We start from the raw sequence: 22,584 nt of genomic DNA, 5'->3' as shown, positions 1-22,584 counted from the left end.
GCGATCTTGTTATTTCTTGTGGAGATTGTTGCGCTGGCGTTGCAGTTCTTCCTGTTGCTTTTGTAGTGCTTCCAGACGTGCAGCCAGTCCACTTTGTTTCTTAGGATTGTTCTTGTTGGCCTGATAGTTGGCTTCCAGTATGGCGAGGAGTTTCTCGTCGTTAGTGGTTTTGCGGAGCAGCCACATGATGCTGGCAGAGAAGAACAGCGAGATGAAGTAATAGAAGTTAAGACCGCTGGAGTAGTCGTTGAAGATAAAGAAGAACATGAGCGGCATGATGTACATCATCCATTGCATCATCTTCATCTGCTCTGCCTGCTGTCCAACCATCTGGTCACGCTGTTGGCGCATAGAAATCCATGTGTAGATGAGCTGTGCGGCACAGAAGAGAATACAGGTGAGTGAGAGGTGGTCGCCGATACCCCAGATATTGGTGCCCCATTCAAAAATGGGGTCGTAGGTAGAGAGATCGTCCATCCAGAGGAAGCTCTGTCCACGCAGTTGAATGGCATTTGGAACAAACCAGAACATGGCAATCCAGATTGGCATTTGGATAATCATGGGGAGACATCCACCCATTGGGCTTACACCATATTTGGAGTAGAGCGACATCATCTCCTGTTGTTTCTTCATCTGGTCTTCCGGCTTGTCATACTGCTTGGTAGCCTCTTCGAGTTTGGGTTTGAGCACGCGCATCTTGGCAGATGACATGTAGCTCTTCTTCACCATAGGATAGGTAATAACCTTGAGGATGATGGTGATGAGAATCAGCACGACACCCATACTGAAGCCGAGGCTTGCCAGGAAGTCGAAGACATAGAGCGTGAACCAGCGGTTGATCCAGCGGAAGAGTGTCCATCCGAGGTTGACGAGCTGTTCGAGGTCGAGGTCTTTGCCAAACTGGCTTTGTGCTTCTACACTCTGTATGAGGCGGAAGTTGTTGGGACCAATATACATTTCAAACTCAGAGACCTTGACACCTGTTGGATCGAATGCAGTCTTGAGTTTTGCATCAAACTGTTTCAGATAGTTGGTGCCTTTCTCCTGTGAGATGCTGGAGAGTGCAGCATTAGCCGAGAAGTTGTCTTTAGAAATGAAAGCAACGCTGAAGAACTGGTTGCGGAAAGCCACCCAGTCGAGTTCGTCCTCAATGGTTTTTGACTTATCACCCGACTCGGAGAGATTGTCGGTGCTACCTTTGCTCTCTTTATAGAAGATAGAGGTGTAGCGATTCTCAAAGGAGTGTCCCTTCTCGTGCTGGCGGCAATGGTCAGTCCATTCAATCTCCATCTCCTTATAGGTAGGTGCGAAGGCTTTTGCCAGTCCTTGAGCTTGAAGTGAGAAGTGGAGCATGTAGTCGTTGCCGAGTCTGTATTTCATGATGAGCTGTCCGCCATTGCTGGCTGTGGCTGTCATGGTGACGGTCGAGTCAGTTTGTTCTGATGGAACGAAGTAGAGGTCGGCAGTTACGATGTTGTCCTCTTTGCCTGCAAACAGGAAGTTGAGGTTTTGGTCCTTGGCATCGAAGAGTGTGAGGTCTTTAGCGCCATTGAGGTCTTTGAAACCGAGAATACGAGCCTTGCGCACTACGCCACCTTTGGTGTCGAGTGTCAGTTCGAGTTTGTTGTTTTTCAGAGTAACCTGTTTTGATTTGCCGTTAAGGGCAGGGTAGAAGAGTGCCGTAGTGTCGGCAGCCAGCGCCTTCTCCTGTTGCTTTTTGTTGATAGTTTCTTGGGGAGCGGCCTTTTTAGCCTTGTCCTGGAGTGCATTGGCGATGGAGTCTTGTTGACGTGCGGCTTCGATCTGCTCTTGCGAGGGACTGTTGTACCAACTGAACCCTATCAGCACGACTGCGATGAGGATGAAACCGATGATGGTGTTCTTGTTCATTTCTTGTTGTTTTGTTCTTTCTGATTATTTTTTATTTATTTATTATTGCTGTTTTTATGAAATCAAGGAAGAGCGGATGTGGATGGAGCACGGTCGATTGGTATTCTGGGTGGAACTGTGTTCCGATGTACCATTTGAGCTTTGGTATTTCTACTATCTCCACGAGATTGCTTTCTGGGTTTCGGCCTACACATTGCATGCCTTTTTGCTCATATTCCTTGATATAGTCACTATTGAACTCATAGCGGTGGCGGTGGCGCTCCTGTATGTGTTCTTTCTGATAGATGTTGAAGACGTGTGATCCTTGACGCAGGATGCAGTCGAATGCACCGAGTCGCATGGTTCCGCCCATGTTGGTGATGTCTTTCTGTTCTTCCATGATGTCAATCACGTTGTGTGGTGTCTTTTCGTCCATTTCCTTGCTGTTGGCATCAGTATAGCCTAACACGTTGCGTGCAAATTCGATGACCATCATCTGCATGCCGAGGCAGATGCCGAAGGTGGGGATATCGTGTGTGCGGGTGTAGTGGGCGGCTATGATTTTGCCCTCTATGCCGCGGTGGCCGAATCCCGGACAGATGACGATACCGTCTTGACCTGCCAGTTTTTGTGCCACATTATCTTCTGTAATGTCTTCCGAGTTGATGAATGTCAGCACAGTCTTGTGGTCGTTATATACTCCTGCTTGCGAGAGACTTTCGCGAATGCTCTTGTATGCATCCTGCAAGTCGTATTTTCCCACCAGTCCGATGTGTACTTCTTTTGTGGCTTTGTTGCGTCGTTCGAGGAAACTTTTCCATGGTCCGAGTTCTGGAGTGGGACCGACCTCCATGTTCATCTTGCGAAGAATGGCGGTGTCGATGCCTTGGTTTTGCATGTTGACCGGCACTTCATAGATGCTGGGTAGGTCTTCGCTCTGTATGACGCAGTCGTAATCGACGTTACAGAAGGCAGCCACTTTATGGCGTATCTCATCGCTCAGATGTTTCTCTGTGCGGAGCACGAGGATGTCGGGCTGTATGCCCACGCTCTGTAGTTCTTTTACTGAATGCTGGGTTGGCTTGGTTTTGAGTTCCCCTGCTGCTCTCAGATAGGGTACGTAGGTCAGGTGCACGTTGATGGCATTCTTTCCCAATTCCCACCTCAGCTGTCGGATGGCTTCCATGAATGGAGCACTCTCGATGTCGCCGATGGTTCCGCCAATTTCTGTGATGACGAAATCGTAGTGGTACTTTTCTCCCAGCAGTTTGACGTTTCTCTTAATCTCGTCGGTGATGTGTGGTACCACCTGAATGGTTTTTCCCAGATAGTCTCCGTGGCGCTCTTTGTCGATGACAGCTTTGTAGATTCGTCCTGTTGTCAGCGAGTTGGCCTTGGTAGTCTGAATGCCTGTGAACCGTTCGTAGTGTCCGAGGTCGAGGTCGGTTTCCATACCATCTACCGTAACATAGCATTCTCCGTGTTCATAGGGATTCAGCGTGCCCGGATCGATGTTGATGTATGGGTCAAACTTTTGAATAGTGATGTTGTAGCCACGGGCTTGTAAAAGCTTTCCTATTGATGAAGAGATAATGCCCTTTCCCAGTGACGATACTACGCCACCCGTGACGAAAATGTATTTTGTGTGTGTCATATGTAATAATATAAGTATAATTATTAATACAAGGTGCAAAGGTACGAATAAGTGAGCAGAATACAAAAGAAAACTTTTCTTTTCTTTTGTATTCTCGAACGCTAGTACCTAAGCGACAACGTCGCAGAGGTACGAATAAGTGAGCGAAATGCTAAAGGATATTTTGTTTTTCTTTCATTTTTGAACGCAAGTGTCAAACTATCCATGCTTATTCCCGATACATCTATAACGCTATCTATGGGTGTGCAACATCGGTATGGCGAAATAAATATGGGTATTAGGATATGATTTGAGATTTATTTCGTATCTTTGCATCCGAAATATTTGATAATGATGAAATACAAGTATCTGTTACTTCTATTGTTTACTCTGCTGACTGCCACACAGTCTATGGCCCAGCGCAGATTGACTAAAAGTGGTAGGGCAAGTGCCGATACCGCTTTGATTGTGAAGCAATATGCCGACTCGCTGGCATTACTCAAGCAACAGCTTGAAGAAGTGCGGCGAGTGAACGATAGCCTGCATAGCGAATCGACCGATGGGCGCTATTATCGCCTTTTTGCTCCTACAACATTCTATCACTCTGGTGTGAAGCGTCTGTTGTCGCTTGATGGAGAGAAAGGTGACGAAGTAGCAGAGGCTGTTGACAAAGCTATGCTCCAACTCTATATGAAGCGTCCAGACTTGGTGAAGAATAACGAGACACGTTTGAAGAAAGCTGGAACGCTACGAGAGGATGTCAACAAGGAAGTGAAGCAGAAGGTAGATCTTACACGAAAAGTTGAGTTGCAGCCAGAAGAACCAGAGGCTGTGCCCATCGGACTGGTAGTTACGAAGCCTAACTTCTGGAAGTTTAAAGGCGAAGGCTATCTGCAATTCCTGCAAAACTATGTGTCGGACAACTGGCATAAAGGTGGTGAGAGCAACTACTCGGCAGTAGGAGCTGTTACCCTTGAGATGAACTATAACGACAAGGATAAGATAACTTTTTCAAACAAGTTGGAGATGAAATTAGGTTTCCAAACCTCTCGCTCTGATACGTTGCATAAGTTTAAAGCCAACAACGACCTGCTTCGTCTGACCAGTAAACTCGGACTGCAAGCATCGAAAAAATGGTATTATACCTTGCAGTTGCTGGCTTATACGCAGTTTGCTAGAGGACTGAAATCCAACGATGAGTTTACCTATTCCGACTTCATGTCGCCTTTCGATCTCAACCTTGGTGTCGGTATGGAATATAAGCTGAAGGCGCTTAATGGAAAATTGACAGGTTCGCTCAACTTCTCGCCCCTCTCGTTCAACTTCCGCTATGTAGCACGCAATACCTTGTTGGACCGTTATAAACTTGGTGGTCACCATACTAAGGAGGACTTCGGTTCGCAGTTTACTGGTGATGTGAAGTGGACGATTACCGACCAAGTGACGTGGAAGAGTCGTCTTTACTATTATACCTCTTATCATCGTGGATTGATGGAATGGGAAAACCAATTCCGGTTTCAGGTGAGCAAGTATATCTCAGCCAACCTTTTCCTTTATCCTCGCTTCGACGATTCTGGCAAGCGCGACGACAAACTTGGCTATTTTCAATTCCAGGAATATTGCTCGTTGGGTCTGAACTATTCGTTCTGATTCTGCATTCGATACCCATACAAAGACTCCTCGACAGTAATTTGTCGGGGAGTCTTTGTATGCAGACCATTACTTCGGTATGTCTTTTGCTTTGTCTTTCGAAGTCTGTTTCGTGGTGTGACGGATATTGGAATGATGCTCTCAAGATAAGGTAGCGTCGTGATTGAAATAATGTAGCGTTTGAGAGATGGATTTATGAGGTGTTGGGTCTCAGTTATGTCTCAAATAAAAAACCGGTCTGTTTACTTGATGCAAACAGACCGGTTTCATATTATAATTTCTTAATAGGTATTATTCTGTCATGTCACCTTCAATATAAAGACGAGTCATCTCTATAGCACCATTTGTGCGGATAGTGATGGTCTTTTTGAAGTGTCCAGGGAATTTTCCTTCGCCATTGTATGTCACCTTGATCGTACCTTTTCCACTTGGCTGAATGGGAGTCTTGGTGTATTCAGGAACGGTACAGCCACATGAGGCAATGGCCTGATTGATGACAAGTGGCTTCTCGCCTACGTTGGTGTAGGAGAAGGTGCAAGTCACTTTTGGATTCTTCTCAGAGAAAGTGCCAAAGTTGTGGGTGAGTTTCTCAAACTTGATTTCAGCAGGTTTCTGAGCCATCATCGTGGCCATTCCGCATACGAGCATCAAGGCCATAAGTATCATTTTTTTCATGTTCTTTCCTTTCTTTGTTCTTAAAAACGATACAAAAGTATGGCTTTTTCTTGATACATATGCAAAAACCAGATAGTTTTTTTGTATTTTTAACTGATGTCTTTCAGGTGAGTAACTATCAAATTCTATCTGTTTGTACTGATGATTGCATCCCGAACGCATCCCGAACACATCCCGAAAGAATAAGGTATAAATGGCCTTTGTAGTAGCCAATAGGTAGTTTGAAAGAGAAAAATTCGTACCTCTGCGCCATAGTCGCTTAGGTACTTGCGTTCGAGAATAAAAAAGAAAATTGCTTTTTTCTTTTTGTATTCTGCTCACTTATTCGTACCTTTGATGCTACGCATCTTAGGTACTCTCGTTCGGAAATGAAAAGAAAAACGGGTTTTCCTTTTGCATTTCGCTCACTTATTCGTACCTTTGCAAACTAAAAGAAAGAATAAATAACGTAAGATAATGTACAGAACAAAAACTTGCGGTGAGCTTAGACTCACTGATGCCGGCAGCGAAGTGACACTTGCCGGATGGGTACAAAGAACACGTAAGATGGGCGGTATGACATTCGTTGACCTGCGCGACCGCTACGGAATCACACAGTTGGTATTCGATGAGTCGGCTGATGCCGCACTCTGCGAACAGGCCAACCGCATGGGACGCGAATGGTGCATACAGGTGACGGGTAAAGTCAGCGAGCGCCAATCGAAGAATGCTAAAATGCCTACTGGCGATATTGAAATTCTTGCCAAACAACTCAACGTGTTGAGCGAGAGCCTTACACCGCCATTCACTATTGAAGATAATACTGACGGTGGAGATGATATCCGCATGAAATACAGATATCTCGACCTGCGCCGTGCTGTTGTGAGAAAGAATCTTGAACTGCGTCACCGTATGACCATCTTGATTCGTAACTTCCTCGACAATCAGAACTTTATAGAGGTTGAGACTCCAATACTTATTGGAAGTACTCCTGAAGGTGCACGTGACTTCGTGGTGCCCAGCCGTATGAATCCCGGTCAGTTCTATGCTTTGCCACAGAGTCCACAGACCTTGAAACAGCTCTTGATGGTGAGTGGATTCGATCGCTATTTTCAGATTGCCAAGTGTTTCCGCGATGAAGACTTGCGCGCTGACCGTCAGCCAGAGTTCACACAGATAGACTGCGAAATGTCGTTTGCCGACCAGGAAGACGTACTTCAGATATTCGAAGATCTCGCACGCCATCTCTTTAAAGAAATTCGCGGCGTAGAGATTCCTAAGATGCAACGCATGACATGGCATGATGCTATGCGTCGTTTCGGTTCCGATAAACCCGATTTGCGCTTCGGCATGGAATTTGTCGAGATGATGGATGTGCTCAAAGGAACTGGTTCATTCTCAGTATTCAACGAGGCAGAATATATCGGCGGTATTGTTGTGCCAGGTTGCGCTGACTATACCCGCAAACAACTCGACCAACTGACCGAATTTGTGAAACGTCCACAGGTAGGCGCCAAGGGATTGGTTTATGTGAAATACAATGCCGACGGTACTGTCAAGAGCAGCATAGACAAGTTCTATACTCCTGAAGTATGGGCACAGCTCAAAGAAAAGACAGGTGCAAAAGATGGCGACCTCGTACTCATCCTCAGTGGTGACAATGCCAATAAGACTCGCGTACAACTCTGTACACTACGCTTGGAGATGGGCGACCGCCTCGGACTGCGCGATAAAAACAAGTTTGAGTGTCTGTGGATTGTCGATTTCCCACTCTTTGAATGGAGCGATGAAGAACAGCGCCTCATGGCAACTCACCACCCATTCACATTGCCTAATCCAGACGACATCCCCTTGCTTGATGAACATCCAGAACGTGTGCGTGCGGTGGCCTACGACTTTGTCTGCAACGGCATCGAAGTCGGTGGAGGTTCACTCCGTATCCATGATGGTAAACTTCAGGAGAAAATGTTCCAGATTTTGGGCTTCACACCCGAAAAGGCAATGGCACAGTTTGGCTTCCTCATCAATGCCTTCAAGTATGGCGCACCCCCTCATGCAGGACTTGCCTTCGGTCTCGACCGCTTCGTAAGCATTATGGCAGGACTCGATTCCATCCGCGACTGCATCGCTTTCCCAAAGAATAATAGCGGACGCGATGTGATGCTCGACGCACCGGGTGAGCTTGATGCCAAACAGTTAGAAGAACTTAACCTGTCTATTGACCTACGTCAAGAATAAAGCGATAAAAGTGTAAATTTCATGTTAATACGTTAATATATTATAAGATTTTACCTAAATTTGCAACGGAATGTTAGGGAAAGATATTGAATAGTGTATTATTTAACGTAACTATGACAGAGAAAAAAACAACAAAGAAGGCAACTGCAACTGCTAAAGTTGCTGAGCCTAAAAAGGCAACCGTAAAGAAACCCGCAGCCAAGAAGGTTGCTGAAGTAGTAGTCAATGCAGAGAATATCGGCTTCAAGGCTGGTGATGTATATCAGGCACTCGCTGCTGCAGAAAAGGCTCTGACCGTTAAGGAAATTGCCAAAGCTGCTAAAATCAGCGAAGAGGAAACTCTCCTCGGTCTGGGATGGCTCTTCAAAGAGGGTAAGCTCGTTTCGGCTGAAGACAAAATCACATTGGCATAATCCAATATGAAACTATAGAAGAGGCCGGTAAGTTTTTCGCTTATCGGCCTTTTCTTTCCTAACAAATGACATACGACCAACAGATTCTACATATATTGACTGAAGCTGGCGAGCGCGGCATTTCGGTTCAAACCATAGCAAGACACGTCTTTAATATGAATGTGTCGTTTTTTGTATCTCCCGACTTTGAGGAAATACGCACCTATGTACAACAGTATCTCTTACGCAATTCACGATCGTCTTTGTCGCTCATAGAGAGAACAGAACGCAGAGGTTATTATCGTCTCAATACCAAAGGTTCGGCAGATGCCCGACAACTCATGCTCGAATTTCAAGAGCATGAAAACATCGAGGAAGCCGAAGATGAGAAACCTCAACAGCAAGATCTTTCGCTTAGTCTATTTGATTAGCGACCAATCAAACATACTTATTTTATTTCCTTATACACCTCTTCATAAAGACGAAGCAGGTTTTCTGTCGTCTTGCGCCATGAGAAGAGTTTGGCTCTCTCCAGTCCTACAGCCTTCTGTCGTTGGTAGAAGTCTGTATCACGTTCCAGTTGCAACATCTTCAACGCAATCTCATCACTACTTTCAGGGTTAATAAGAATGGCGTCATGACCAGCTATTTCAGGCATGGAAGATTTGTTTGATGTGATAACAGGTGTGCCACAAGCCATGGCTTCAAGCAAAGGAATGCCGAAACTCTCACGCAATGATGTGTAGAGAAATGCAAAGGCATTATTGTAGATATAAGGTAAATCGCTATTGATAATGTATCCAGGCATCACGATGTGGTCACGGATAGCCTCTATGCCGTTGCGCTCGATGATGCCATTGAGATATTCTTGGTCAAGATCAGCCATAAGCAAAGGACGTTTCACTTCTGATAGTTCCAGATATTTGGCATAAGCCACAAGCGTGCGTTCCGTATTCTTTTTCGGATCGGTATTGCCAAGGAAGAAGAAATAGCCAGCATCGGTAATATATTTTCTGTATTGTTGTTTGTCATTTTCTATAGGACGAAACCACTCGTTGTAACCGTTATAAATCATCTTCAACTGGCTGTCGGGCAGTTGAAGTTTCTGTTTGATATTGCCTAATTCAAAATCAGATACCGTAATGATGCGGCGACATTTCTTCAGAATGCGAGGCACATCCCATCGGCGGTAGAAATAACCCAGGTTTTGATAGAGCGATTTATTCTTTTTGTCGCGTGGCTCCAGAAAGATGATGTCGTGCAGCGTCAGCACCAATGGAATGTCGCACCAGATAGGTGCCGTATTGCTTGTGCAATGCAAAATATCTACACCTGCTTTTCTTGCGGCACGTGGTAAAGCCCATTGTTCCCAAAGCGGATAGGACGGACAATTGACTTCGATGATGTGAACATGTTCAGAACTCTCTATACAGCGATCAACGCCAGGTTTGACAAAGACAAAATACTCATGTGGGGTATCCATCTTTTGCAGTTCTTTAATCTCTTGAAGAACCACGAAATCCATGCCGTGTTTGTTCTTGCGGAATATGCGTTGCGCTTCAATACCAATTCTCATCATCTCACAGTCCTTATATGGGGAAATTGTTCTCAAATATTATTTAGTCCAGTCTCTTGATAATTCTTGCTGGAACACCAGCCACGACGCAATGGTCGGGCACATCTTTGCTGACCACAGCACCTGCTGCAACAACCGAATGGCAACCGATGGAAACACCAGGGAGGATGACGGCATTGGCGCCAATCCATACGTCATCGCCGATAATAATAGGTTGTGTGCTGATACCTTGCTCATCAATACGTAGATTGGTGTCTGCGAAATTATGGTTGAGCGCAGTTACGGTGATGCCTTGTGCCAGATTGACATGATTGCCGATTGCTACAGGGCCGATTACTGTGCAATGAAGCCCGATGCGCGTGTGATTACCAATACTGACGTCGCCTACAGCATTGTTGATACAGCAGAACGATTCTATCACACTATTCTTGCCAAGCGAAAACTTTCGGTAGGGTGGGGTGTCCATCCTCACACTACTGTATATCTTCGAACTGCGACCACGATGTTGATAGAGAGGCGCCAGTATTCTGATGTACCATCGGGGGCGTGCATCCCGTTGGTTCATGATGATACAGTCCAACAGATGTTTCAATCGTGGACTTGCTTTCAGCCGTTCTCGCATCGTTTCTTTGTCTTTCATGGCGGTAAAGGTACTACTAAAAGTGTAAAAATGCAAATTTTATGGTGATTTTTCGAAAATAATCTATACTTTTGCAAAGATAAATACTATAAGGATGAAGATACTCTTCCTCGTTTACCACGGATTTTCCGACTATAGCGGTATCAGCAAGAAGATTCACTATCAAGTGAAGGGACTGCGTGAAAACGGACACGATGTCCGCCTCTGCTACTATGCTTTCTCTCCCGAAGGCCATCGTTGTCGATATATTGATGGTCAGGTTATACAGGATTATGGCAAGGGACGCTTGGCTGCTGTGCGTCAGCGTGTTGACTATCGCTGTGTGTATGACTACTGTCTTCGTGAGGGAATAGCGTTCGTCTATGCCCGTAGCTTTCATAATGCCAATCCCTTCCTGATTCGTTTCTTCCGTAGATTGCGATCAAAGGGAATAGTGGCAGTTACCGAAATCCCCACCTATCCCTATGATTCGGAATATACTCACGACTATGGATGGAGTGTGCGGTTGGGTGTCTTTATCAATAAACAATACCGCCAACAATTGGCGCAAACCATGTCAGCCATCGTCACTTTCTCTGACGAACAGAAGATATTTGGTCAGCAAACCATCCGCATTAGCAATGGTGTGGATATGGATAGCACACCTTTGCATCCTGCGTTTCCGCAATTATCCAATCCCCTTCACCTGATCGGTGTGGCAGAGGTGCATTATTGGCACGGCTTCGACCGATTGATAGCTGGTTTGGGTGCCTATTACCAACAGCCGAGTAAGGTAAAGCGTGACGTCATCTTCCATATTGTGGGTGGAGTGGATGAAACGTATATGACAGGCAATTCCAAGCAGATAGGCTTTCAAACTTTGATAGACCGCTATGATTTGAAGGATAAAGTCATATTCCATGGAGCTTTGTTTGGTGCAGAATTGGATGATGTCTTCAACCAATGCCAGTTTGCCATCGGTTCTTTAGGACGCCATCGTAGTGGTATAACTCGTATCAAGACCTTGAAGAACCGTGAGTATGCCACTCGCGGCATACCTTTTATATATAGCGAACAAGATGAAGATTTCGATCATCAGTCTTATGTCTTAAAGGCTCCAGCAGATGAATCGCCCATCAATATCTGTGATATCATCGATTTTGTGGATAGTCAATCATGGAATCCTATGGTTATACGTCATAGTGTGGATCATCTGTCGTGGAAGGTGCAGATGCAGAAAGTGGTTGAATCTGTGTTTCCAACCCATCAGTTGAAAGACTGATTCTGACTAACGTTTGACGAAAAACCGCACCAAGAGGAAGTTGATGGGTACGCAGATGGCAAACATAGGCAACGGCGCCCATTCTTTCGCAACACCCAGCCATAGGAATAAATTGAGGAATATGTTTTGCAATATCAGGTTGACCAAATGACTCAAGGCAAAGCCGCCTGCTTTCTTTCTATTGGGTTTTACCTGAAATGTAAAGTAGGTTGTCATGATGAAGTTGCAGACAAAGCTAACCAGATAGCCCACCGTATTGGCAGCAGTTTCGTTGAGGTGCCCCAGCAGCAAGTAATATATGCCATATTGGATGCCGGTGGCAATCACTCCGACAATGCCGAAACGGATGATTTCTCCCAATCCCTTACTGTGTTTCATTCTTCAATTAGTGCTTTCCATTGTTTGATAATACTGTCGGTACTGAAGTTTTTGGCAATGTCCATGGCTTCAGCAGACTTCTCTTTCCAATTGATCATGGTGGCAACGCCCATTCTGCGCGACAGATCTTCAACATCTCCATTTCTGAAGTACATGCCGAAATCGCCCATAATCTCTTGACACACGGGGAGATCGGAAGAAACCACAGGTAGCCCATGTGACATGGCTTCAACAAGCACGAGCCCCCACCCTTCCCACCGCGAACTCAATATATAGACTTGAGCACGTGAATAATACGCTTGGATATTGTTGGTAAATGGATGGATAGTGATTCTGTCGTTGAGCTTGTATTTGTCTATCATTCGTTGGATGCGATCGCCTTCCTGACCTTCACCCACTATATCCAGATGCCATTCGCTATTATGTTGGGCAAACAGACAGAAGGCATCTATCAGTATGTCGAATCCCTTGTGGAGTGGCGACAAACGTCCAATAGCAAGAAATCGCTTGGATGTTCCGTCAGAAGGCTGACCCGGTTTGAGGGTTAGGGGATTATAGATCACGTCGGTTGGGATATGATATTTGATGGCATCGCAATGACACAAAACGATGGTATGTTGTAGTTTCGACAGTTGGTATTCATAGTGTTGTTGCAACTCCTCACCTATATATAATGACCCTTTGCCATAGAGTGCATCGTATGAATTGTGTATCCACCCCATCAATTTCGATCCTTTCAGCTGTTTTTTGCATGTTGCCAGTCTGACTGCCAATGGTGCGTGGTCGCCAATGATGACGTCATACTGTCGGTCTAATTCAGCAACCAAAGCATTCCGCAGTTCTGATGGAAAAGAACTATGCGCATAGAGGTCAGAGGTGAAGTGTGTTTGTGGCAACACTTTCCGATAGAGGTAGCTATATGCCTTACACATCAGGTTCTTCCATTTTCCTACAGGAGGGTATTGGAAGAAACGGAAGTTGATCTGACATTCATCCAGTCCGTAGAGGGTTGTATCGTAAGCCGATGGAGCATCCAATGTGACAATAGTCACCTCATAGGTGTTGCTTAACGCTTTGGCAATGACTGCAGTAACGCGCTGCACCCCTCCTATACTGAAGATGGAATCAACCAAAAAGCATACCTTTTTTGCCATACCAATGATTTTTCCGCCAAAATTACTAAAAAAACACGAAATGTAAATGGATATAAAGAAATATTTTATATATTTGCACGAACAAACAATTTCAGATATGAAGTTAGTCTATATATTCAGTTCATTTGCAGCAAAAGGTGGCACAGAGCGTATTTTCTGTGACAAGATGAACTGGCTGGCTGAAGTTGCAGGATATGAGATAGTATTTGTAACTTACGAACAAGGTAACCATCCTTTCGCATATCCTTTGTCTAATAAAATCAGACATGTCGATTTAAACACAAGGTTTTTTACAACGGGCACGATGTCATTGCTGAAGAAAATCCGTTTCAAATTCACTATGCCACGATTGTTTAAACATCGCTTGCGAAAGTTGTTAGACGAGATTCAGCCCGATGTGGTTGTGTCCACAACATATGCACTTTTCCTTTTTCGTGAGATTTTATCCCAGCCTTATCGGCACGTCGTAGAATCGCATGTTTATTATCAGCTCTTATTGCAGAATACATTTACTCATATTCCATGGTTAGACCGTAAGATAACACGGCATTTGTTGGGAATGCTGAAGCGGTGTGAGAAGGTTGTAGTTCTTACTCATAAGGATGCTGCATGCTGGAAAGGCTATGACAATATCGAGGTTATTCATAACGTAGTGACTAATTATCCAGAAAAAATAACCGATGTTGCAGATAGACCGAAAAGGATAATTGCCGTAGGCAGACTTCACGAACAGAAGGGCTTCGACCTATTGATTCAGTCTTGGCAACTTATAGCCGCAAGGCATCCTGATTGGCAACTTGTCGTCTATGGACATGGTGGAGACCTACAGAAGTTACAACAGCAGTTGGAGAAAGCTGGTCTTACATCGTCTATGACTTTCGCTGGTACGACCGACAACATCTATAAAGAATATCAGAATAGCGCCTTCTATGTGATGAGTTCGCGCTATGAAGGGTGGGGGCTCGTGCTTGTCGAAGCTATGTCGTGTGGTTTGCCCTGTGTTTCCTTCGATTGTCCTTATGGACCGAGTGATATTATTCGCGATGGTGAAGATGGCTTTTTGGTAGAGAATGGCAATATACAACAGTTGGCTGAAAAGATGGAACTGCTCATCAACAACAAAGAGTTGCGCGAACGGTTGGGAGTACGAGCAAGATTGAATGCTGCAAGATTTACCTCAGACAATATTATGCCACAATGGACGAAACTGTTTGAAACGATAGTTCAAAATGATAATCATTAAACCAACAACTAACAGATAATGACAAACCACAGACACGCCTATTTGATCATGGCCCATAATGAATGGAGCCTGCTCAATGTGTTGCTCTCGTTGCTTGACGATGACCGCAACGATATTTATCTGCATATCGATAAGAAGGTGAAGCAAATGCCAGAGCTGTATCAGCCCAAACATTCTACGCTCTACTATACGCCCAAACGCTACGATGTGAGATGGGGAGATGTCAGCCAGATACATAGTGAGATGGAGCTTTTCAAGACTGCTTTCCAGCATGGCCCCTATCAGTACTACCACAAATTATCGGGTGTGGATCTGCCTATCAAGACTCAAGACTACATCCATCGGTTCTTCGATGAACACGAAGGCAAGGAGTTTATCGGCTTCTTCGACCGTACCGATTATATCAAAGCCGATACTGAGCGCAAGCGCCGCAGATATTATGTCTTGATGCGTTGGAACTCCCGTTGTCCCTTTGAACCGCGTTGGAAGGTTGTGCCCGCACAGATTATCCGGCATATTCTCTTGAAATTGCAGGATATTACCCATTTCTCAAGAGGCAACGAGTTGACATTCCGTACGGGGCACAACTGGGTTTCGCTGACGGAGAAAGCCGTGAAATATCTGATAGACCAGGAGGCTTTTATCAACAAACGCTTTGCCCATACATCGTGTGGCGATGAGATGTATAAACATTCGTTGATTATCTCCAATCCCGAATTGAAGAAGAATATATTCGATATGGACGATGGTGTTCATAGTTGTATGCGTTTTATCGATTTCAAACGTGCCAACATCGAACAGCAACGACGTGGTGAACCTTATACTTGGCAGGATGGTGACGAAGCGGAATTGCTCAGTTCCGAATATCTCTTTGCACGCAAGATGAGCAGCAAGAACCAAATACTCATCAACAGTTTAGTAAAGGCACTTCTCGGCACAACCGAGAAGTGATGTAGTGGAAGCTTTGCTGTTCTAAGAGAAAGTACTGGTCAATTATAAAATCATTCAATTGTTGTTGCTTGTATCTATTTCACCAAATTGTCATCAGCATCTTCGTAATGGTCTTTTGTGAAGAAAATGCGAGTAATGCCTTTTGTTTGAATCTTGATGCGCTTGATGAAACTTTTAAAAAGCGAATCTGATGATAGTGTACCATAGCCGGTAATTGCACGTGCTTTGCGGTTGTAGATAAAGGCGATACGGCCGTATTTCTTCAGGCATAATGCCATCGAACCGTCTTCTCCTCTGATGATATCTACACGATATTCCTCTTGGCGAGCGTAATCGGCATTATAGGCAAATACAAGGCCGCGGACGCTTAGCTCTGGTCGTTTGAAGTGCTGTATATATAAAAAGAGGTCGCGACATGTCTCAAAGAGTTTAAGACCAATCCATGAATGGTTTTCATCAGGAAAATAACTCCACAACGAACTGACACAGGATACATCAGGTTTTAATAGCTCCTCCAACATGATGTCAAAATAGTGTGGTGGATAGATGGTGTCAGAATCTATATCGAAATAGTATTTGCCTTTTGAGTGTTGCAGACCGCAGCGGCGTGCATAGCCACAGCTATGCTGATATTCGGTGTAATATGGTATGCCTGATGCCTCGAAAATTTCTGCAGTACGGTCTTTCGAATCGTTGTCAACGCCAATGATTTCTACAGGATACTTGCATTTTATCTCGCTAAGAGCCCAAAGACAAGCCTGTAGGTGTTGTTCTTCGTTATAGGCAATGACCACAATCGAAGCAAGTGGTTTCTCGCTTTGCAATGCAGCCAACCTTTCTCTTGTTTCGCTGATGATGTCGTTAGATACTTCGTTGAAGTTCTTTCCGTATATTGATAGATATTTCGAATACCATGCCATTGGAGTGTTGTTTTTAGTTTTTTGTTCCACAAAGATAATGGATATTGATGATAATCGCAAGTTTTTCTTCTAAGAATATATGTATTTGCTACTATTTTTTTTGTTCTTATAAAGAAAAGCCATTGTTTTTTAGGGTCTAAAAACAGTATAATGCTGATTAGATCTATCGTTATATTCATGTACAATCACATAAGATTTAACTGAGGCTTATAGAAAATAGTTGACTATTGTTTTCTTTTCTCATTTATTTTTCTTAACTTTGCCTCGTCGTAGCGCTTATGCTAATAAATACTATTAAGACCTGTGCTTCGACCGATAATGACTTCCAACCCAAAACTACGAAATTAGAAACACATGCTTGACCTATCCATCATCATACCCGTTTATAATGTTGAAGCCTACATCGAAGAATGTCTGGCTTCGGTAGTAGCCCAATCAGATGCAAAGGCTAATATCGAGTGCATCATCGTTGACGACTGTTCGCCGGATGGCAGTATGGATATAGTTCGGCGCTTTGTGGATAACTATCAGGGTGCTGTTCAGTTTCGTATGCTTCGTCACGAAGTGAACCGCGGAATATCTGCTGCGCGCAATACGGGTGTAGAAGCGGCAACGGGCGATTATGTGTTTTTTATCGATTCCGACGACTATTTGATGGAACATGGTCTGAAAACGTTGGTTGATGGGTTGTTGGCAAATCCTGACGCAGACGTTGTACAGGGTAATAGTTTGTTTTTAGACAAGAAAGCATATAGCAAGAGACAAGAGCCTATAGTATTGTTATCTAAAAAAGAACGACTTGGCGCTTTGGTAAATCTTATTTTTCCTGTCAACCCATGGAACCGACTGATAAGGCGGAATGTGCTCATCAATAATCATATTTATTTTGTTGAGGGTATCATTTTTGAAGACTATCCTTGGAGTTATCAACTGATGGATGTAGCCCAAAAAGTATTGGTGTTGCCACAAGTTACCTATTACTATCGCCCTAATGCTAATTCTATCATGCATACAAGACAATTAAAAATAGGCAAAACAATTTATTGCTGGGATGTTATTTTGACAACCATGCTCAAGCAGGAGCGCAATATTCGGGGATGTCTGTTGGTCAATGTCTTCTCCCGATTGTTGGAGATACAAAATATGATAGATCAGCATGGTTGCTCTGAGGAAGAGTTACAAGCTTTCCGCCGTCTGCGTAGTCGGTTGCTTAAGAATATCATTAGCCACGGACGCCCATTATTGTTACTGTTCTCGCTGACTATTTTCAAACCGTTCTACCACATCTATTCATTCCATTTCGTTCGCAGAAAATATCATATATTGGAGCGCATAATGCTTGCATTGGAACTGATGATTGACCGGTTGAAATGGTAGTGGGGTGAGACTATGATAAGTTGCTGAACCTTTCGGGATGGAAGATTTGATTGGTCTGAAACTGCTGCTTTTGTAATATTTGCAGCCTTCGGGATGTGTTCGGGATGTGTTCGGGATGTGTTCGGGATGTGTTTGAAAAAAGTTTGGCTATTATTCTCTTTTCTTATTTATTTTTCTTAACTTTGCCTTGTCGTAGCGCTTATACTGATAAATATTATCAAGACCTGTGCTTCGACCGATAATAACTTACAACCCAAAACTACGAATAAAGGAATACATGTTAACCATATCCATTATCATACCCGTCTATAAAGTAGAGGCATATATCGAAGAATGTCTGGCTTCGGTAGTAGCCCAATCAGATGCAAAGGCTAATATCGAGTGTATCATCGTTGACGACTGTTCGCCCGATGGGAGTATGGATATTGTTCGGCGCTTTGTGGATAACTATCAGGGAGCTGTTCAGTTTCGTTTACTTCGTCACGAAGTGAACCGCGGATTGTCTGCTGCACGCAATACGGGTATTGATGCCGCAACGGGCGATTATCTGCTTTTTGTCGATTCCGACGATTATCTCTCTGCCGACTGTCTTTCAACTTTGGTGTCGGGCTTCGATCTTTGTCCTGGGGCAGATGTGGTTCAAGCCAACAATCTGTGGGGCGTAGGACTGAAATCATTGTGGTATCATACCTCTCGTCCCTATGTGTTGACTGGTGGACAAGCATGTGTGGAGGCAATATTGTTTGATCGCATTCCCATCATGGCATGGAACAAACTCGTCAACCGCCAGTTTGTCTTGTCTCATCAGCTGTATTTCATAGAAGGCATTATCCATGAAGACAATCCATGGACTTATCAACTTTTGTCTGAGGTTTCTACCGTGGTGGTACTGCCCCAGGTTACTTATTATTATCGCCATGTAACCACTTCTATTACCCAAGACAAGGTGGCGAATCTTGTAAAGCGACTACGCAGTTTTCAGATTATCATTGACCATGTTATGAATTTGAAACAGGTTCGGCCAACTGGAATGTTGCTTTATGTGTTCCCAGCTTTGTTGAAAGACAAGCATCTGATTTATCAGGTGGCATGTCCTGAAGGTACAAAACAAGCCATGCGTGATGTTGAAAAGCAACTATTTGCAACAGCCAAGACTCTCAAGCGCCCCATTATGCTGCTTTTCTTCCTGACTATATGCAGACCGATGAGCCATATTTATCGTATTCGTTTTGTACGCTCACACTTCCAAAATATCAAAAAGGTTGTGGATAAATTTGAGTTGATGATTGATAGATTGGTGTATAAATCATAGTTGACTTGAGCGAGAGCATGAGCATCGCGACCACTATGTGATGGGCGACAGATATATGCCAAACGCTTGTAAGGCGAAAGGGTGGGGTGATAACTGCTCAAGAAATTTAGTTTTCATGAAATATTCGACCACTCGACCACAGGCGTCTGCATCTCGTTGTCAATCACTCTCTTATAGGCGTGGTCGATTCCTGTAATTCAGAATTTACGACCACACTTCGACCACACTTATTGGTAAGCGTATCCGCGATGTTTGTATATGTCCGTCAACAATAACAATTGTTACTCAGAAATAAAAGAGTGTGCTATTTCTTAGATAACGTTTTGCCAGTTGTTGCCAAATGTTTGGCATAAGTATTGTCCAACGTTTGGCAAAGGTTTTTTCAATGTTTGACAAAGGTATTGTCCAACGTTTGACAAAGGTCTTTTCAACGTTTGACAAAGGTATTATCCAACGTTTGATAAAGGTATTATCCAACGTTTGATAAAAGTATTATCCAACGTTTGATAAAGGTGTTATCCAACGTTTGATAAAAGTGTTATCCAACGTTTGATAAAAGTATTATCCTGCGTTGGATAAAAGCGTAATAATCATCATGCCCTCCGCTTAGGCATCGATAAGGATTATTTGCTTAGCAGTTTCATGTTGATGAGCGATGGCAATAAGTGTGGTCGAGTGGTCGAAATTTTCCAGAAAACTAAAATAACTGTGTGCTGATAAATCAACCCAAACGTTATGTCTATCCATATATAGGTTGTAGAATATTGCACAACTATGTATTATAGCACAAACTTCTATAGCCACATTCCTATTGATAGAATCATCCTATGCGCAGATAACAATAAATAGGACTGGATTCCATTTATGGGAATCCGGTCCTTCTGGTTATGGATAAACAAGTATTCTGTTATCCTGTCTTTCCGCATATCGGAAATATTGGTATAGAGACAACAGACTATTTCTTCTTGGGCTTCTGAGAGAACCGGTAGCTGATGGTCAGAAGCGCATAACGGCGCATGGAGTTGGTCCACGTCTCGGTGCGCCCCTGCGCATTTATTGCGTAGCGGAGGTTGCTCACTTGTCCGAGAAGGTCGTAGCCACGAAGTTTTATCACCCATTGGCCTTTATGAATCGACTTCGTGAGGGCTGCATCCCAATAGAGACGGTTATCGCCTTTTGTTCCTCTTTATACGGGGATGGCGTGTCTTGTCATTTTTTATATGAGACAGATCGCCTGTGCGTGTCAGTTTGAAGTCGGTGGCAGAGAACCACTTAGCACGATAGGGGTGGCCCGTAAAACCCTCGTCGGTAGATACTCCATAGGTAATAGAGTCGCCAGTTACCACGATGTTGTCTATGCTGACGATAGACCAACCATAGCCTTTGCAGATACGTTTCAGCTTCTTTTTGTTATCTTGATGTAAATCTGTCAAGACAAACTTCATGCCCTTAATATCAACTTCTTTAGTGCTTTCGTCGATGCCCACGTCATTGAGAGAGTCGCTTGCCAGCATGTGGCTCATCTCTTTCTTTATTTGTGCAGCCAGTTCACCCCCTCTGTTGCCATAAGCGGGAATGGTTGCCAGCATCTTACTGTCGCCAATGGCATAGACAAACGAACCGGGGCCCTCGGCGCGAGCAATACAGTCGAGGCGGTAGATGCCGGGCTCTACTGCCTGTTTGCGTTCCACTTGGTATATTGCGCGACACTCATCATTATAGGTGTCAAGGTATCTCACACTTTTATTACCGTCGAAATACTCACCATGTGCAGTATAGTGGGCACAGTCTTCTGCCTTAATCAGATTCCATTCGCCATGGCGCATAAAGTCCATATCGTTATCATCCATCAGTACGTCTTGATAGATATGGGTATGGAAATACTCTTTGGTTCGTTGTTCATGGCGGAATTTCGCCATCGAAATGCTACAGGGTATTATACTGCAGAGGGCAACAATCCATAGCAAAATCCATGCGATGCGCTGTGCTATGCCCATTGGCTGAACCTTTTTCGATAGCGAGAGAAGCATGTGGACGATAGCATATATGGGTATGAGCAACATCATAAACAGAGAGAATACGAAAATGATGAGTATCATCGGATTAGTCTCATACAGTTCTGCCAGTCCCATGGCTTGCAAATTGAATGGCATATAACTGTTGACGGGGAATGTCAGGGCCGATACCAAGACAACTAAAGCAAACAGAAAACCGCAGAACAGAATGATGGCTACGATGGAGGCGATGCCCACGAAGAATCCGAACAGAATCTTTAAAATAATGGCGAAAAGACTGCGAAACAGATTCGGCTGATGGTTAGTACTCTGATCTTTATCTACCACAATGTCTGCCAAATGTTGTGGTGTGACAGCCTTTCCTTCCATCTGCAATAATTGTTCAGGCGTTCTTGCTTCAGGCAATATGATGGCCATAACGATGTAAATAATAATACCAACGCCATAAAAAGCCGAGAATAAGACCGTCAGCAGCCGCCAGATGACAGGGCCGGTGTCGGTATATTTAGCCAATCCAGAGAGGACGCCAGCAACCATTTTATCGTTGGGGTTGCGGAATAGCTTCTTTCCGGAAGTTCTTTTGCGTACATTGTCATACACACCTTGTGCAGCTGAGTTGAAAGAATCAAACTTGTGTGCTTTATCGCTTTTGTCGCTTTCTTCGTTCTCTGTCAGCTGTTCTGGTTCGCCAATACGGCTGATGATGGCTTTCACGTGGTCGATAGTGATAGCCTCGTTGCCCTGTTCGCGAAGTTCAGTAAACAATTCTGCAATACGTGCTTCGATGTCATCGACAATCTCGTCGCCACCTTCCGACTTACCGAAAGAATGGCGTAACGACTCTATGTAGTGTTGTAACAGCTCGTAGGCATCTTCATCTATCTGAAAGAGACGCCCACAAAGATTGATGGTAATGTTCTTTTTCATTTTGCTTCTAAAAGATTGGGGTGATTGTTTTTAAGATAATTGATAGTGCCTGAGAGTTCTGCCCAAGCGAGATCGAGGCCTTCGAGAAATTTTTCACCCTCAGGACTGAGAGCATAGTATTTGCGTGGAGGTCCCTGGGTTGATTCCTGCCATTGATATTGCAGGAGTCCATCATTCTTCAAACGAGTCAGCAAAGGGTAGAGTGTCCCTTCCACCACAAGCAATTCTGCCTGTTTCAGTTGCTGAATAATATCGCTGGCGTACGATGGACGGCGCTTCAGAAGTAGCAGCACGCAGTACTCCAACATACCTTTTCGCATCTGTGATTTCGCATTCTCTATGTTCATACTATATTGCGTTTATATGATTTCGAATGCAAAGTTAGGCAAAATAT

General features: G+C 44.1%; 20 protein-coding genes. 9 read left to right on the top strand and 11 right to left on the bottom strand.

The window, feature by feature from the left end; genetic code table 11:
- Positions 1-9: 9 nt before the first annotated feature.
- Positions 10-1,890 carry a membrane protein insertase YidC gene (yidC, locus tag CIK89_RS07045; RefSeq protein WP_094390678.1) on the bottom strand — a complete coding sequence of 627 codons (1,881 nt, stop codon included), beginning with the start codon at positions 1,888-1,890 and terminating at the stop codon, positions 10-12.
- 31 nt (positions 1,891-1,921) lie between these two features.
- Positions 1,922-3,523, bottom strand: coding sequence for a CTP synthase (locus tag CIK89_RS07040; RefSeq protein ID WP_094390677.1), 1,602 nt, complete (start codon positions 3,521-3,523; stop codon positions 1,922-1,924).
- A gap of 330 nt (positions 3,524-3,853) precedes the next feature.
- On the opposite strand from CIK89_RS07040, the gene CIK89_RS07035 reads away from it, so the two are divergent.
- Positions 3,854-5,152, top strand: coding sequence for a DUF3078 domain-containing protein (locus tag CIK89_RS07035; RefSeq protein ID WP_254046637.1), 1,299 nt, complete (start codon positions 3,854-3,856; stop codon positions 5,150-5,152).
- A gap of 291 nt (positions 5,153-5,443) precedes the next feature.
- On the opposite strand, the gene CIK89_RS07030 is transcribed toward CIK89_RS07035, so the two are convergent.
- Complete coding sequence (locus CIK89_RS07030) at positions 5,444-5,827, bottom strand: DUF1573 domain-containing protein (RefSeq protein WP_094390676.1); 384 nt, start codon at positions 5,825-5,827, stop codon at positions 5,444-5,446.
- 456 nt (positions 5,828-6,283) lie between these two features.
- Here CIK89_RS07030 and aspS point away from each other — a divergent pair, with 456 nt between their 5' ends.
- The 3 genes from aspS (at position 6,284) to CIK89_RS07015 (ending at position 8,867) form a co-directional block, all read left to right on the top strand.
- Complete coding sequence (gene aspS / locus CIK89_RS07025) at positions 6,284-8,044, top strand: aspartate--tRNA ligase (RefSeq protein ID WP_094390675.1); 1,761 nt, start codon at positions 6,284-6,286, stop codon at positions 8,042-8,044.
- Between the two features lie 113 nt (positions 8,045-8,157).
- Complete coding sequence (locus CIK89_RS07020; protein ID WP_094390674.1) at positions 8,158-8,457, top strand: winged helix-turn-helix domain-containing protein; 300 nt, start codon at positions 8,158-8,160, stop codon at positions 8,455-8,457.
- Positions 8,458-8,522: 65 nt separating this feature from the next.
- Positions 8,523-8,867, top strand: coding sequence for a hypothetical protein (locus CIK89_RS07015; RefSeq protein ID WP_094390673.1), 345 nt, complete (start codon positions 8,523-8,525; stop codon positions 8,865-8,867).
- A 17-nt stretch (positions 8,868-8,884) separates the two neighbouring features.
- Here the strand turns inward: CIK89_RS07015 and CIK89_RS07010 are convergent, their stop codons facing one another.
- Positions 8,885-10,012 carry a glycosyltransferase family 1 protein gene (locus CIK89_RS07010; RefSeq protein WP_094390729.1) on the bottom strand — a complete coding sequence of 376 codons (1,128 nt, stop codon included), beginning with the start codon at positions 10,010-10,012 and terminating at the stop codon, positions 8,885-8,887.
- Between the two features lie 43 nt (positions 10,013-10,055).
- The gene (locus CIK89_RS07005) at positions 10,056-10,652 is read right to left on the bottom strand and encodes a DapH/DapD/GlmU-related protein (protein WP_094390672.1); all 597 of its coding nucleotides are present in this window, start codon (positions 10,650-10,652) and stop codon (positions 10,056-10,058) included.
- Positions 10,653-10,746: 94 nt separating this feature from the next.
- On the opposite strand from CIK89_RS07005, the gene CIK89_RS07000 reads away from it, so the two are divergent.
- Positions 10,747-11,913, top strand: a complete 1,167-nt coding sequence (locus tag CIK89_RS07000) for a glycosyltransferase family 4 protein (RefSeq protein WP_094390671.1) — start codon at positions 10,747-10,749, stop codon at positions 11,911-11,913.
- 6 nt (positions 11,914-11,919) lie between these two features.
- On the opposite strand, the gene CIK89_RS06995 is transcribed toward CIK89_RS07000, so the two are convergent.
- Together CIK89_RS06995 and CIK89_RS06990 are read right to left on the bottom strand one after the other, a co-directional pair.
- Positions 11,920-12,291 carry a GtrA family protein gene (locus tag CIK89_RS06995; protein WP_094390670.1) on the bottom strand — a complete coding sequence of 124 codons (372 nt, stop codon included), beginning with the start codon at positions 12,289-12,291 and terminating at the stop codon, positions 11,920-11,922.
- Positions 12,288-13,445, bottom strand: a complete 1,158-nt coding sequence (locus CIK89_RS06990; protein ID WP_094390669.1) for a glycosyltransferase — start codon at positions 13,443-13,445, stop codon at positions 12,288-12,290. Before CIK89_RS06990 ends, CIK89_RS06995 begins: the two co-directional genes overlap by 4 nt.
- 97 nt (positions 13,446-13,542) lie before the next feature.
- Between CIK89_RS06990 and CIK89_RS06985 the strand changes: the two genes are divergently transcribed.
- Positions 13,543-14,688, top strand: coding sequence for a glycosyltransferase family 4 protein (locus tag CIK89_RS06985; RefSeq protein ID WP_158214989.1), 1,146 nt, complete (start codon positions 13,543-13,545; stop codon positions 14,686-14,688).
- Positions 14,689-14,706: 18 nt separating this feature from the next.
- Complete coding sequence (locus tag CIK89_RS06980) at positions 14,707-15,639, top strand: beta-1,6-N-acetylglucosaminyltransferase (protein WP_094390667.1); 933 nt, start codon at positions 14,707-14,709, stop codon at positions 15,637-15,639.
- A 74-nt stretch (positions 15,640-15,713) separates the two neighbouring features.
- Here CIK89_RS06980 and CIK89_RS06975 read toward each other — a convergent pair whose 3' ends face one another.
- Positions 15,714-16,559, bottom strand: a complete 846-nt coding sequence (locus CIK89_RS06975; protein WP_094390666.1) for a glycosyltransferase family A protein — start codon at positions 16,557-16,559, stop codon at positions 15,714-15,716.
- 354 nt (positions 16,560-16,913) lie between these two features.
- Here CIK89_RS06975 and CIK89_RS06970 point away from each other — a divergent pair, with 354 nt between their 5' ends.
- Both CIK89_RS06970 and CIK89_RS06965 read left to right on the top strand, forming a co-directional pair.
- Positions 16,914-17,936: a glycosyltransferase gene (locus CIK89_RS06970; RefSeq protein WP_094390665.1), complete on the top strand. Its 1,023-nt coding sequence runs from the start codon at positions 16,914-16,916 to the stop codon at positions 17,934-17,936.
- Positions 17,937-18,213: 277 nt separating this feature from the next.
- Positions 18,214-19,248, top strand: coding sequence for a glycosyltransferase family 2 protein (locus CIK89_RS06965; protein ID WP_094390664.1), 1,035 nt, complete (start codon positions 18,214-18,216; stop codon positions 19,246-19,248).
- A gap of 955 nt (positions 19,249-20,203) precedes the next feature.
- On the opposite strand, the gene CIK89_RS13520 is transcribed toward CIK89_RS06965, so the two are convergent.
- From CIK89_RS13520 to CIK89_RS06955, 3 genes are read right to left on the bottom strand one after another with little or no spacing between them, the layout of a single operon-like run.
- On the bottom strand, positions 20,204-20,362 hold the full coding sequence (locus tag CIK89_RS13520; RefSeq protein ID WP_158214988.1) for a hypothetical protein: 159 nt from the start codon (positions 20,360-20,362) through the stop codon (positions 20,204-20,206).
- Between the two features lie 52 nt (positions 20,363-20,414).
- The gene (locus tag CIK89_RS06960) at positions 20,415-22,190 is read right to left on the bottom strand and encodes a PspC domain-containing protein (RefSeq protein ID WP_094390663.1); all 1,776 of its coding nucleotides are present in this window, start codon (positions 22,188-22,190) and stop codon (positions 20,415-20,417) included.
- Positions 22,187-22,537, bottom strand: coding sequence for a PadR family transcriptional regulator (locus CIK89_RS06955; protein ID WP_094390662.1), 351 nt, complete (start codon positions 22,535-22,537; stop codon positions 22,187-22,189). The genes CIK89_RS06960 and CIK89_RS06955 overlap by 4 nt, the downstream gene beginning before the upstream one ends.
- Positions 22,538-22,584: the final 47 nt, after the last annotated feature.

Origin of the sequence: Prevotella sp. P4-119 (assembly GCF_002251345.1) — a bacterium.
Classification (GTDB): Bacteria; Bacteroidota; Bacteroidia; order Bacteroidales; family Bacteroidaceae; genus Prevotella.
The sequence above is the reverse complement of the archived record's forward strand: the minus strand, read 5'-3'. Positions and strand labels throughout refer to the sequence as shown.